General features: G+C 44.0%; 12 protein-coding genes. 5 read left to right on the top strand and 7 right to left on the bottom strand.

All coding sequences use genetic code 11. From position 1 onward, the window contains the following. Positions 1–127 precede the first annotated feature (127 nt). The 3 genes from ACFSYC_RS01695 (at position 128) to ACFSYC_RS01685 (ending at position 5,408) form a co-directional block, all read left to right on the top strand. A complete protein-coding gene (locus tag ACFSYC_RS01695) occupies positions 128–1,318 on the top strand; it encodes an anhydro-N-acetylmuramic acid kinase (protein ID WP_377122861.1) in 1,191 nt (396 codons plus the stop codon). Positions 1,319–1,357: 39 nt separating this feature from the next. Beyond that, positions 1,358–2,458 carry an acyltransferase family protein gene (locus ACFSYC_RS01690; protein WP_377122859.1) on the top strand — a complete coding sequence of 367 codons (1,101 nt, stop codon included), beginning with the start codon at positions 1,358–1,360 and terminating at the stop codon, positions 2,456–2,458. Between the two features lie 88 nt (positions 2,459–2,546). Further along, on the top strand, positions 2,547–5,408 hold the full coding sequence (locus ACFSYC_RS01685) for a M16 family metallopeptidase (RefSeq protein ID WP_377122857.1): 2,862 nt from the start codon (positions 2,547–2,549) through the stop codon (positions 5,406–5,408). Positions 5,409–5,516: 108 nt separating this feature from the next. Here ACFSYC_RS01685 and ACFSYC_RS01680 read toward each other — a convergent pair whose 3' ends face one another. From ACFSYC_RS01680 to ACFSYC_RS01650, 7 genes are all read right to left on the bottom strand, one after another. Next, a complete protein-coding gene (locus ACFSYC_RS01680; protein WP_377122855.1) occupies positions 5,517–6,212 on the bottom strand; it encodes a DUF4197 domain-containing protein in 696 nt (231 codons plus the stop codon). A 30-nt stretch (positions 6,213–6,242) separates the two neighbouring features. Then, the gene (locus ACFSYC_RS01675) at positions 6,243–7,253 is read right to left on the bottom strand and encodes an inorganic phosphate transporter (protein ID WP_377122853.1); all 1,011 of its coding nucleotides are present in this window, start codon (positions 7,251–7,253) and stop codon (positions 6,243–6,245) included. A gap of 17 nt (positions 7,254–7,270) precedes the next feature. Continuing rightward, positions 7,271–7,921 carry a DUF47 domain-containing protein gene (locus ACFSYC_RS01670; RefSeq protein ID WP_377122851.1) on the bottom strand — a complete coding sequence of 217 codons (651 nt, stop codon included), beginning with the start codon at positions 7,919–7,921 and terminating at the stop codon, positions 7,271–7,273. A gap of 47 nt (positions 7,922–7,968) precedes the next feature. Then, on the bottom strand, positions 7,969–9,033 hold the full coding sequence (locus ACFSYC_RS01665) for a sensor histidine kinase (RefSeq protein WP_377122849.1): 1,065 nt from the start codon (positions 9,031–9,033) through the stop codon (positions 7,969–7,971). 76 nt (positions 9,034–9,109) lie between these two features. After that, on the bottom strand, positions 9,110–9,802 hold the full coding sequence (locus ACFSYC_RS01660) for a response regulator transcription factor (RefSeq protein WP_377122847.1): 693 nt from the start codon (positions 9,800–9,802) through the stop codon (positions 9,110–9,112). A 60-nt stretch (positions 9,803–9,862) separates the two neighbouring features. Beyond that, positions 9,863–11,635 carry a sensor histidine kinase gene (locus ACFSYC_RS01655; RefSeq protein WP_377122845.1) on the bottom strand — a complete coding sequence of 591 codons (1,773 nt, stop codon included), beginning with the start codon at positions 11,633–11,635 and terminating at the stop codon, positions 9,863–9,865. Positions 11,636–11,871: 236 nt separating this feature from the next. Then, complete coding sequence (locus tag ACFSYC_RS01650) at positions 11,872–12,237, bottom strand: DUF3127 domain-containing protein (protein WP_377122843.1); 366 nt, start codon at positions 12,235–12,237, stop codon at positions 11,872–11,874. Between the two features lie 59 nt (positions 12,238–12,296). On the opposite strand from ACFSYC_RS01650, the gene ACFSYC_RS01645 reads away from it, so the two are divergent. Together ACFSYC_RS01645 and ACFSYC_RS01640 are read left to right on the top strand one after the other, a co-directional pair. Further along, positions 12,297–13,469, top strand: a complete 1,173-nt coding sequence (locus ACFSYC_RS01645; protein WP_377122841.1) for a THUMP domain-containing class I SAM-dependent RNA methyltransferase — start codon at positions 12,297–12,299, stop codon at positions 13,467–13,469. Positions 13,470–13,526: 57 nt separating this feature from the next. Continuing rightward, positions 13,527–14,042: a hypothetical protein gene (locus ACFSYC_RS01640; RefSeq protein ID WP_377122839.1), complete on the top strand. Its 516-nt coding sequence runs from the start codon at positions 13,527–13,529 to the stop codon at positions 14,040–14,042. Positions 14,043–14,060 lie beyond the last annotated feature (18 nt).

Raw genomic sequence — 14,060 nt, 5'->3', positions numbered from 1 at the left:
CCTGTTGAGGGTAATTTCCTAAATTGAGTGGCGGAGCCCCTCCCAAACTCTCCCCCGGAAGGGAGGGCTTTAAAGATAGCTTAAGTCTCCCCTTTCGGGGGAGATTTAGAGGGGGCGGAATTACACTATGGCACAACTCAACAATAACATCCAGCATTTAGTCAACATTGCCCAAAAAGATACCCGCATCGGTATCGGCCTGATGTCGGGCACATCGTTAGACGGTTTAGATATTGCGCTGTGTAAGTTTACCGGTGCAGGTTTGCAAACCCGGTGCCAGCTGCTGCAGTTTACCACGGTGCCCTATCAGGATTTTTTTAAAAGCGAGGTGCGCACTATTTTCTCGCGCAGGCAGGTTGATCTGGAAAAAGTTTGCCTGCTCAATGATCATATCGGTAGCTATCATGCCGAACTGATCTTGCAAGCATTGGCTGAGTGGAATGTTAAACCGACTGATGTGGATTTTATAGCCAGCCACGGGCAAACCATTTATCATGCACCCAAACGCCTGCACGGGCAGGAAGGTTACCATAACGCCACCTTACAAATAGGCGACGGCGACCATATAGCCAGTAAAACAGGCATACTTACCATCAGCGATTTCAGGCAGAAACATATTGCCGCAGGCGGCGAAGGCGCTCCGCTGGCCTTATATGGCGATGTGTTGCTGGGCAGCAAACCCGGCGAGGATAGGATACTATTGAACATTGGCGGCATATCAAACCTTACCTATTTACCTGCTGATAGCGATATGGCCAAAGTGCTATGCTCAGACATTGGCCCGGGTAATACGCTGATAGATATGTTTTGCCGCAAGTATTTTGATAAGGCTTTTGATGAAGATTCGGCTATCGCTTTTTCGGGCGAGGTTAATGAAGGTTTGTTGAACTCGTTACTTAAACATCCGTTTTTTGGTGAGCAGCCACCAAAGACGACGGGCCCCGAGTTGTTTAATGAAGAGTATGTAAGTAAGGCGCAAGAGCGATCCGGCACTACGCATATTGACCCAAAAGATGTGATTGCTACGCTCAGCGCCTTCACCGGTAAAGCCATCGCTGATTTTGTAGCCGCTTATTTACCTAAGGATGCTAAACTATTTGTTAGCGGGGGCGGGGCCAATAACCGGTTTGTAATGCAGTATCTAAAGCACGCCTTGTCTGCAATAACTATTACCGATACCGCAGCGCTTGGCATTAACCCCGATGCTAAGGAGGCTATCCTTTTTGCGCTATTAGGAAACGAGGCGCTGGCCGGCGAACCATCGGTAATTGGCAATAATCCGGCGGTGTTAATGGGTAAGTTTAGTTTTGCGGGATAGCATATTTATAGCTACATTACAAAACAATACGCCTGTTTTATGAGCAAAACCCAAACCCAACGACTACTATCCCTGGACGTTTTTCGCGGTATTACCGTGGCGCTAATGATATTGGTTAACAACCCCGGCAGTTGGGGTAATATCTACACCCCGCTTGAGCATTCAAAATGGAACGGCTGCACACCTACCGACCTGGTTTTCCCTACATTTTTGTTTTTGGTGGGCGTATCTATCGTTTATGCTATGGAGCGCAAGCTCGGTAACCCGGCAAATCATGGCAAGCTGATATTGGGCGCCCTGCGTCGTGGGGCCTTGTTGATACTGATCAGTTTAATCATACAGGTTATACTGCATCCCGGCTTTGCGCAATTGCGGTATCCGGGTGTGTTGCAGCGTATTGGTTTGGTGTTCTTTATTTGCGCGGTGCTATATATCAAAACATCGCAACGGGTGCGAGACTGGGTTTGTGTGATCTCTTTAGTAGGCTACTACATCATTATGTGCTTTTTGCCGGTGCCGGATACCGGCGCACCCAGCCTTGAGCCCGAAACAAACATGGGCGCCTGGTTAGATAGGGTGGTATTTACCACCAATCACTTATGGGTGCAATCGCGCACCTGGGACCCTGAAGGTTTATTAGGCACTTTGCCCGCTATTGCTACCGGCCTGTTCGGCATACGCATTGGCACCTGGCTAAAGCGTAAAGACCGCGATGACAGCGTTAAAGTAAGCTGGATGTTTACCTGGGGCATAGCTGCCATCGTACTGGGTTTATTTTGGGATCTGTTCTTCCCTATTAATAAAGCTTTATGGACAAGCTCATTTGTGCTATATGCAGGCGGCTGGTCCATCATTGGGTTTGCTATTTGTTATTGGTTGATAGATGTGCAGGGCTATAAAAACTGGACGAGTTTCTTTTTGCCTTTTGGCGCCAATGCCATAACCGCCTATGTGCTGTCTGATTTTATTCCGCATTATATTAACCTTATCAGGATCAATGACGCGTCGCTCTATCAAATCGTTTTTCTGCCGCACTTTTCACCAAATAATGCATCGCTGGTATCCGCTGTAGTTACGTTGTTATTGCTTTGGGTTATTATGCTGGTGTTGTACAAGCGGCGCATCTTTATTAAAGTATAAATCAGCTTAAAATCAGTTGATAATAATTTTTAACTAATTTTTTCGTTTTTGCATCTTTAGCACAAATTAATTTTTCTATTACCCTAACATGAATTTCAAAAATACCGGTTATATATGGGCCGCTGCTTTATTAATTACCAGCAGCACCTTTGCCCAGGTTAAAAAAAGTAAAACACCGGCACGTAAACCTGCGGCAACCGCTGCTAAGCCTACTGCTATAGCCAATGCCATATCTGCGGTATTACCGGTAGATCCTTATGTAACCATAGGCAAGTTGCCAAACGGATTAACCTATTACATACGCCCTAACGGCCAACCAGCTAAAAAGGCACAATTAGTATTGGTTAGCAAAGCAGGGTCTGTTATTGAGACGGATGCCCAGCGCGGAATGGCCAACTTTATACAATACATGGCATTTAAGGGCACACGCGATTTTTCGCAAAGCGAAATGAATGCCTACCTGTCTAAACTTGGTGGCAGATATGGCGCAGACACCAGTGCTTTTGCCAGCTATGATGAAACGGTTTACCAGCTAACGGTACCTGCAGATAGTGGTAAAGCCTTGTCAACCGGGCTTAACCTGTTGGCCAACTGGGCATCGCACATCAACTTTGATGAAAACGCCGTAAACACTACTAAAGCGTTATTAGGTGCTAAAGCCGCAGCGGGCGGGCAAACTGCCGAGGACCGGCTGATGGAGCAAACTTTGCCGGTATTGCTTAATAACTCGCAATATGCCAAGCGGGCGCCACTAGGTGCTGCGGCTGCTATAAATACCTTTACTGCAGCATCGTTAAAAAACTTTTATACAGATTGGTACCGCCCGGATATGATAGCGGTTATTGTGGTAGGCGATATCAACCCAAAACAAGTTGAGGAGATGATAAAATTCAGTTTCTCGACATTAAGAAACCCAACACCCGCCAAGCCACAGCCGCAGTTTAACGTGGCGCCGGTGGCAGGCACTGTAGTTAAATTTGCTACCGATAAAGACTTTCCGTACACGCTGTTTCAAATGCTGATCAAGCATCCGCCGGCAATAACTAAAACCAAGGCCGACTTGTTAAGGGCTGTCCGCATAAATCTGTTTAACCAAATTTTAAACACCCGTATAACAGATTTGACCAAGATCCCCATACGTCCAATCACTTACGGACAGGCGTCGTACGCAGACTTTATGGGTAACCAGGACGCGTTTTCTGCATTGGCTGTAGTTAACGCAGCGCAGGGACTTGAGGGTGCGGTTAAAGCTATAGTTGGCGAGACCGAACAGGCGCGCAGGTTTGGGTTTACCCTTACCGAATTGGAGAAGGCCAAGCAATCGGCCATTGCACAGATTACCAATGTGTATTCGGCCAAGGCCAATAAGCCATCGGCTAATTATACTAACGAGTACGATCGTCATTTTATAACCAGGCAGGGCATTCCGGGTATTGATTACGAGTACAACACCTATATTGACAATATTGGTAAAATAACACTGGCAGAGATGAACGCTTTAGCCGCAAAGATCATTACAGATCAAAACCGTGTGCTGATCGTTGAAGCACCCGAAAGCCAGAAAGCTAATCTGCCAACGGAGCAAACTTTGTTAAAATGGGTAAGCGATGCAGGCGTAGGCTTAAAAGAATATGTCGACGATAACTCTATCCCACTAATGAGCAAATTGCCTGAACCGGGCAAGGCCGAAAGCATTAAGGTTGATAGTATATTACAGGTAACCAACTTAACGCTATCTAACGGAATGAAGGTGATATTAAAACCTACCAAATTTACCCCTAACCAAGTCTTGGTAAGTGGTTTCGCATTTGGTGGTACTTCATTAGCGTCTGATGCAGATTTTGTGTCGGCAAACCTGGCTGCCTCTGTTATTAGTAATAGTGGCGTAGCGGGATATACCCAAACACAATTAGTTAAGAAGCTGCGTGATAAGGGCGTTAGCGTAAGCCCATATATTGGCGATGTTACCCAGGGGATCTCGGGCTACACTACTGCTGATAACTTTGACGACGCTATGCAGCTGATTCACTTATATTTTACCAGCCCACGTAAAGACGCTGATGTTTGGAAAGCCTATGTTAACCAAGCGCAAACTGCCTTAACGCAAGGCGCCAATGAGCCGGGTGTTGTTTATCAGGATACCATTGTAGCTGTGCTTAATGGCTATGCCCCACGCTTTATGCCCATGACAGCAGCTAAACTAAACGCGGCGAGCCTAGATAAAGCCTACAATTTTTACAAAGCCCGTTTTGCGGACGCGGGTAATTTCACCTTCACACTAACAGGTGATTTTAATACGGATGCGGTAATACCTTACCTGGAAACTTATTTAGGTAGTTTGCCGGGCACTAACAGCAAAGAGACTTTTAAGAACTTGGGCATCCACCCGCCAACAGGGCAGGTTACTAAAACCGTTTATAAAGGCGCCAGCACACGCGCTACCGTTCAGTTGGTCTATAGCGGCAAGTACGATTATAGCGAGGCCAACAATTTACAGATGGACGCGCTGGAAGAAGTGCTGAATATCCGCCTGGCGGATTCGTTGAAAGATGCCAGCATCCTGTCGCCAAGCATTAGGGTAAATTACGCTAAAAATCCTGAAGGAAATTATAAAGTAACAATAGCGTTTTTAACTGATGTTGCCAATACTGATAAAGCGGTTGAATACATATTAACAGAGATAAGCAAGCTAAAACAGACCGGTCCAACGGAAGGAGAAATCAAGATGTTTATATTGCGCCAGGCCCGTAACATTCAAGGCCAGTATAAGCAAAATACATTCTGGCAGGCGTCATTAAGCACCGCCGCCCAAAACCAGCAGGACCCGGGTAAGATACTTTACCGTATACAACAGTTAGACCAGGCTACCCCACAAAGTGTTAAGGCAGCGTTAAACAAGTATTTGGGCAGTAATTTAATCAAGCTGATTTTATTGCCGGAGAAGAATTAGACTAACAAATGTCATTTTGACGAAGGAGAAATCTAGACAGCGACAGGTAGCAAACCTGGAATTTGTATAGATTTCTCCCGTTGTCGAAAGACAACCCTACTAAAGTTATTACAGTTTTAAAGCTTTATCAGCAAAATCAAATACTTTCTTCAATAACGGGGTTGAGCGTGCACCGCCAAGGTTATCGCGAATTTTTAACTCCTGCGCTGCAATCTCAATAAATAAACCATCAATAGCTTTTTGTGTAGCATAGTTAGCTATATCCGGATTGATTTTGCGTGTAAAGGGTACCTTATTATAGCTATTGGCCAGCAGGGTATAGTATCGTGTGGCGTTAACTTTGTTAAGGCTGCTCTGTATTATCGGCTGAAATTTGCCGGTAAGGTCTAAAGTAGTTGACAATTTAAAGTATTGCGTGGCGGCGTCTTTCTCGCCTAATAGGATGTTGGTAACATCCTTTAAGGTCATTTTTTTGATGGCGCTTACAAATATGGGTTTAGCTTGTATTACGGCGTCTTCGGCGGCGCGGTTTAATGATAGTATGGCATCATCACAAAGTTTACCCATGCCTAAGCTGCGTAAGGTCCTTTCAGCTTTCTGTGCTTCGGGTGGCAGTAAGATCTTTATAGCCGCATTTTTAAAAAAACCGTCAATGGTAGACAGTTTGTCGGCGCTTTTAACAGAGCTTTGTTCAAGCGCCTGTTTTAAAGCGCTACCAATTTCTGTAGATGTAGGAACGAGTTGTGCGGTGCTTGTTAAGCTAATGCTCAAAAGTATTGCGGCAAAGAGTAAAGTTTTCTTCATGCTATAAAATTAGCAAAAATGAAGCCGCTTTTACCAGATAGCGTGTATAACAACAAATACCAGGCTTGCAATAAGCGCAGATATAGGAATAGTGATGATCCATGCCCAAATCAGGTTCACCGTTACGCCCCAGCGTACTGCCGATACACGTTTTGTTAAGCCCACACCGATAATTGAACCGGTAATGGTGTGCGTGGTAGAAACCGGAATAGCCAAATGCTCGGTAATAAATAAAGTTACCGCGCCGGCAGTTTCGGCAGCCACACCCTCTAACGGGGTTATTTTGGTAATCTTTGATCCCATGGTCTTAACGATCTTCCAACCGCCGGACATGGTGCCTGCCGCGATAGCCGAGTAACAAGCCAATGGGATCCACTCAGGCATATTATCGCCGGTGTGAATGATTTTTGCTGCTACTAAGGCCACGTATAATATACCCATTACCTTTTGCGCATCATTAGTACCGTGTGCAAAGCTTAGGGCCGCTGCCGATACCACTTGCAAGCGTTTAAACCATCTGTCGGCAGCGGCTGGTTTGGCGCGCTTACAGATGTGTAATATCATTATGGTTATAAAGTAGGCTATAAATAAACCGATAAAAGGTGCCAGTACAATGTATGATATAATTTTGATAATGTACCCCATGTTAACTGCGTCTAACCCATGCGAACCCAGGAATAAAGCATTAGTGATACCCGCCCCGGCAAATCCGCCTATCAGCGTGTGCGAAGAACTTGAAGGGATGCCAAACCACCAGGTGGTTAAATTCCAGGTAATGGCCGCTATGAGGCCGGCACTGATTACGTTTAGGGTAATAAACTCTTCGTGAACAATTTTGGCAACGGTGTTAGCTACTTTATGGTCTTTAATAAAAAAGTATGCGGCAAAGTTAAATACAGCCGCCATAAACACAGCCTGAAACGGCGTAAGCACTTTAGTTGAAACGATGGTAGCAATAGAGTTGGCAGCATCATGAAAACCATTGGTATAATCAAAGATCAGCGCCAGCGCAATTACAAAAACTAAAAGGGAAGTAACCATTTATTGATAACCGTTGATTAGGCGTTTTTAACTAAGATAGATTCCATAACGTCGGCAGCGTCTTCGCACATGTCTGTAGCGGTTTCAAGTGCAGCGTATATCTCTTTGTATTTTATAAGGCGGATAGCGTCTTTCTCATACAAAAACAAATCGGCTACGGCGCGGTCAAACACATAGTCGGCCTGATTCTCAACACTGTTAATGCGGATACATGAATCTGCAATGGCGCGTACGTTTTTAAGATCCTTTAACTCGCGTACTGCTTTTTCAAGATCAATGCTTGCCTGCAATACAAGTTCAGATAGTTTTAATATATGCTCATTGTAATCGTCAATACGATAAAGGTTCATGCGGTTTGCTGCACCTTGTATATAATCGGCTACGTCATCAATAGCGCTGGTAAGCGCGTGGATATCCTCGCGGTCAAACGGGGTGATAAAGTTTTTACCTAATTCCAGGTAAACCTGGTGCGTAATCTCGTCTCCTTTATTCTCTAATTTGTCAATTTGTTTGAATAGTTCTTCGCGGGTTGCCGGGTTTGTGCAGTTAACAGTTTCAACAAGTATGGTAGCCATAGCCACAACGTTGTTTGATGCCTGCTCAAATAATGGAAAAAACACTTTTTTGTCCTTAGGAACAAAATACTGAAAAATGCTATTTAATGACATATTGTATGATTATGGCGTAAAGGTAATGTGTGTATGTTAAGTTAATGTTAACTTTTTAATATAGGTATCACCGGGAAGGGTAGGTTTTGTTTCGCCTTTTGGAGCGTAAAGCCAAACGTAGAACCCACACCTTCAGTGCTGCGCACATTTATGGTTTGCTGATGCGCCTCTACAATATGCTTAACAATTGCTAAACCTAAGCCCGAACCGCCAATTTGCCTGGAACGGCTGGTGTCGGTGCGGAAAAAGCGTTCAAACAGGCGAGGTAAAAACTTTTCTTCAATACCTACGCCATCATCAGTAACCTCAATCAGCACCTGGTCGTGCAAATCAAATAGTGTTATCCAGGTGTTGCCGCCTTCTTTGCCGTATTTAAAGGAGTTGTCTATCAGATTTACCAGTACTTGTGTAATTTTCTGTCTGTCGGCATTTACCTGTATGCCCTCATCATATTTTTGTTTAAATATAGCTTTAACTTTGTGTTGCCGCGCTTTAAGTTCTGACGCCTCGATCACCTCTTTTATCAGGTCGTTGATCTTAAATTTAGTGTAATTGATAGGTAATTCGCCCGACTCTAATTTCGAGATCTCATCCAGATCCTGGATCAGATAGCTCAGCCTGTCAACGTTTTTAGATGCTTTGTTTAAAAACTGGCGTGCCAAATCCCGATCGTCAAAATCATCATCCTGAAGCGCTTCTATATAACCCTGTATAGCAAATAGCGGCGTTTTAAACTCGTGCGATATGTTGGATAAAAAATCACGGCGAAATCTTTCTTGTGTGCGCAGGTTATCAATTTCGTTCTTCTTCTCGCGTGCCCACTCTTGCACCTCTTGCTCCACATCATTGATAGGGTCGCTGCTCATGTGTTCGCCAAGGGCATCGCGCAGGTCGCGGCCCAGCTTAAGGTTGTGTATAAGCTTATATATGAGCTTTATTTTTGAGTAGACATACTTTTCTATCAGGTAATAAAAAACCAAAAAGCTGCTGATAATGGTAGCAATAAAAGTGATGGCCAGATCATACAGCTTATGCTGGAAATACCAGTTTACCGCCGATATGGTGATAGCCACCGCCAGGGCATTAATAAAAACTAATACACGTAACTTCATAACAAGGTAAAGTTACTTTTTTTGAGCGATGATAGGAAAGGTGCTATGTTAAGGTTAGATTAAAATTTGCCGGCTTTTAATTTATCAAAAGCTTATAGCCCCTGCCATGCACGTTAATGATCTCTACAGTGGGGTCATCCTTTAAATACTTGCGGATTTTGCTTAAAAAAACATCCATGCTGCGGCCGTTAAAATAATTGTCGTCATGCCAAATATGCAGCAGGGCTTCTTCGCGGGTAAGCACTTCGTTGCGTTTAATGCAAAGCAGCCGCAGCAATTCTGCTTCTTTGGTTGATAGCTTTTGGGGGGTGCCGTTTATGGCTATAATTTGGGTGGTATAATCAAATTCGTAGCTGCCAATGGTAAATTTGGTAGGCTGCTGGTCCTCTTTCTTTTCGACGCTCTCGCTGCGTTTAAGCAGGGCGTTAATGCGGAGTAATAATTCTTCTATCCTGAACGGTTTGGTTATGTAATCGTCGCCGCCTAAAGTAAAGGCTTCAGTTTTATCCTCTATCATTCCCTTGGCTGTAGCAAAAATAATAGGCACATGGGGGTTGATCTTTCTAACGTCTTTACCCAACGTAAATCCATCCTTTTTAGGCATCATCACATCCAGTATCAAAAGGTCGAAGGTGTTTTTGGTAAATGCCTGTAAACCCTGTTCGCCATCGGTGCATAGCACTACGTCAAATTTTCCTTTAAGTTGCAGGTAGTCCTGGAGTAATAAACCCAAGTTAGGGTCGTCTTCAACCAGTAGGATTTTTTTCATAGGTGAGGTTTGTGTTGGTTTATGTTTGCTATAACGGCAATGTTGGCATTATCATATCTATCAGGTACCCTGAAATTTCAGCTCAAACTCTGACCCTTTGTCCTTCTCTGAGCGTACGTTTATTGTGCCGTTAAGCCTTTTTACTACGGTATTAACATAACTCAACCCCAACCCAAACCCTTTCACATTATGCACATTACCCGTAGGGATACGGTAAAATTGTTCAAATATTTTTGATTGCTGATCGCGGCTCATGCCAATGCCTTTGTCTGCCACACGAATAATAACCTGACCGGCCTTATTTGCGCTGCTTATGGTTATTTGCGGTTTCTCGTCGCTGTATTTAATGGCATTGTCAATCAAATTGTACAGCACGTTAGAGAAATGCAGCTCGTCGGCAACAATAACCGCATTGTCTGCACCAAGCTCAAGCCTTATGTCGGCCTCATGTTTTTGCAGTTTAAGCGCCATGCTGTCAACCACGATGCTTATCATTTCGTTGACATCCAACGGCCTTTTCTCCAGCTTAAAGTCGTTTTTATCTATTTTGGCAATGTTTAGCACGCGCTCTATGTGGCTGCCCAAACGTTCGTTCTCCTCAAAAATAATATTGGCCAGGCGTGATATGCGATTCCTGTCAATAGCCATGTCATTATCTTTTAAAGCCTCGGCGGCTATCATGATGGTTGATACCGGAGTTTTAAATTCGTGGGTCATGTTATTGATGAAATCTGTTTTCATCTCAGAGATCTTTTTCTGCCTGATGATAGAGAACAGCGTATAACCAAAACAGAACAACAAAACAACTAATAACCCGCCGGTGATAGCCATGGTAGCTTTCATGTGGCCCAGTATCAACGTGGTTTTTTGCGGAAACGCCAGCTTGATCATCCCCGGATCGTTAACTACTTCTTTACTAAATACCGGTGTTTGGTAGGTGTTAGCCAGGGTAAAGACGGGTTTCTCTCCCTTTACATCCATCGCTTTCGAATATATGATGGAGTCGCCATTAGCATTGCTTACTTCATAACTAAAGGGTAGGTAAATGCCTTTATTATGCAGCTCAAACCGCAGCAACGAGTCAACCCAATAGGGATCAAGACGTGCGCGCAATGATTCGCCCGACTTTTGATATTCTTCCATCAGGCTGCTTATTACATTGGGCCTGCCGGTTTGTAAGTTTTGTATCGAATCGGCCGCCAGCAATTGCTTCACTGTGCGCATTTGACGCTCTTTCTGCTTTCGCTTTTGCTCGGCAAGCCATTGTGGATTAATACGACGGGATACCAATACCTGGTTGCCAAATTGAGGGTCAGGATAAATGATTTTTAAGGTGTCGTATTTATTGAGTTTTTGCCTGGGGTCTACAACTGTTTTGGTAATTACCGGTATGTAGCGCATATGTACCACGCCAAAATCGTCTACATATTGTTCCATACGCATCTGGAAGGTAAGCGAGCCCAGCATTTCTGCCATGCGCTGATCGTTGATCATGCGTTGCAGGCTGTCGCGTAATATGCTGAGTTGTTTTGCACGTGCAGTAGAGGCTTTTTTTACTTTCTGCGCCGAGTCATTAATAATGAGCGCACCGTACCGCAGATCAGGTTTTTCTGAAATCTCTACAGCATTGACGGCATTAAACTGATTTTTTAAATCGTTGCGATGGCGTGCCTTACGGGTTAAAAACTTGTCGGCATCGCGACGGCTCAGCTTAGTTACCACATTATCAAGCGCTTCTTTAACAGAGCGGTCAAACACCTTTGATTGCATATCGTATGACTGCACTAAAAAATACAGCTGCATAGCCATAACACCTAAAAGCGCGAAACTCATTAAGCCTATAATTATACGTATGCTGCTCTTTTTCAAATTGAGGAAGGATTTTTACCTAAACAAAAATATTTTAAATAAGGAGATATAAAGAGTGTTTAACAATTTTTAACAAATGGCGAAGCCAGACGGCGACTCCCCGTCGGGGAGCAGTAGCAAAGCGCACAAACAACAAAACCCCACCGAAGCAGGGTTTTGTTGCAATAAATAAAAGCTTTGTGACAGGCTATTATAGCGAATTAAAAGGGCAGATCATCGTCTTCTGCAGCCGCGCTGATATCAGCAGGAGCAGCATAAGCCGGTGCAGCCGCTTGTGCGCCGGCGCCGCTTAATACGTTGACTTTCCATAACTGCATAGAGTTAAAGTAACTCTTTTTGCCTGCTTTATCTGTCCATGGCCGGCCTTTAAGGTTAAAGAAAACCTCAACATCGTCGCCTGCTTTCACGCTGTCTAATAAAGCGCAGCGGTCTTGTATGGCTTCAAATTTTAAGTACTCCGGGTATTGCGGATTCTCAACATATTCAACAATTAGTTCTCTTTTTTTCAGAGACTCAGTTACCTGTGCGGTTGGGGATACTTCGTGTACTTTGCCCTTAATTTCCATAATTCAAAAAATTAAAATGTAAAGTTAACAGATAAAGAAGTGTATTTTTGCAAAATATTATGCAAGTTTTCCACACTGAAAGTAAAATCATCATCACCTGCAATAAAAGGTTGTCGCCTTATTTGCAGCAAGAGGTAGAAGAATTAGGCTATACCCCAACACGCGTTTTCCAAACCGGTGTTGAATTGCTGGGTACCGTTACGGATACTATCCCTCTTAACCTTAACCTGCGCTGCGGCAGCCAAATACTATACCGTATAGCAAGTTTTACTGCGGCTGACCCGCAGGCTTTATATAATGAACTGGTGCAACTTGAGTGGGAAGAGCTGATTGACTTTAGCGGATACTTCTCTGTAACATCAAATGTTAATAACGAGCATATTTTAACGCCGCTGTTTGCTAACGTTAAGGTTAAAGATGCTATTGTTGACCGGATCAAATCAAAAAAAGGGATCCGCCCAAACTCTGGCGCCGATGCTAATAAAACTGTAATACACTTATATTGGCAAGATGACCAAGCCGAAGTATTTATAGATACATCGGGCGAAACTTTAGCTAAGCACAGCTACCGCAAAATACCGGGCAAGGCGCCAATGTTAGAGGCCCTGGCCACATCAACCATTATGGCTACCGGTTGGGATGCTAACAGCACTTTTATTAACCCCATGTGCGGTTCTGGTACCCTGGCTATCGAGGCCGCTTTACTGGCTACCAACAAACGCCCCGGCTTGTTTAGAATGAATTATGGCTTTATGCACGTTTTGGGCTATGATGAGCAGGTGTTTTTTAATGAGCGCCGTGCGTTGAAAGATAAATCAACAAAAGACATTAACTTTAAGATCATCGCTACAGATATATCGCAGGATGCTATTGATGTAACACAAAGAAACGCTAAAACTGCGGGCGTAGACCATTTGATTGAGTTTGCAGTTTGCGATTTTGAAGAAACCGAAGTGCCCGAAGCTGCCGGTATAGTAATGTTTAACCCCGAGTATGGCGAGCGCCTTGGTGTGCATAGCAAGCTTGAAGCCACCTACAAACGCATGGGCGACTTTATGAAGAAAAAGTGCCTGGGCTACAAAGGGTATATTTTTACGGGTAACCCCGATCTGGCTAAAAAGATAGGCCTGCGTGCATCGCGCAAAATCGAGTTTTATAACGGTAAGCTTGACTGCCGCTTGCTTGAATATGAAATGTACGAAGGTACCAAGCGCGAGCCCAGAGAGGATTAATATCGAACAAATAAACAATAAAGCGTGTTGATATGGGTTGAATAGTAACCAAATTATATGGACACGCATCAATACATGAAAAAGCTAACCTTAATTATCCTATTAATATCGGCCACTTTTTGCAGCTATGCGCAGGGCCAATTGGCCTTTCCGTTTCAGGGTGGTAAAGATGTGATGACGCGCTTTTTTAAAGATAGCCTTACCGTAACGCCCGAAATAAAAGCTTTAAAGGCAAGCGGCGCGGCAGTATTCAAATTCACGGCTGATGAAAACGGCGCCATCAAAAAGATCATCATTTTTTACGCTGATGATATACAGCTCACCCCGCCAATTATTGAGGCCTTAAAAAGATCAAACGGGAAATGGATTATACCAGACCGCCAAAAGCTGCATGATTTTATTATTACCTTTAACATTAAACTTACCCCACCAGCCACGGCTAGCGCTGCCTTGCAAAAGGCGGTATATAACTTTAACATTAACCGAAAACCTGTAGTAACCCTTGACCAGGTGCCTTTAGACGAGGCTACCTTATTACCCGCCGTGATTGTGAATTACACATTGTCGAAATAAAAAACACTTAGACGTAAT

This window comes from Mucilaginibacter antarcticus, from assembly GCF_042686155.1.
Lineage (GTDB): Bacteria > Bacteroidota > Bacteroidia > Sphingobacteriales > Sphingobacteriaceae > Mucilaginibacter > Mucilaginibacter antarcticus.
Note: the sequence above shows the minus strand (reverse complement) of the source record. Positions and strands in the feature narration are given on the sequence as shown.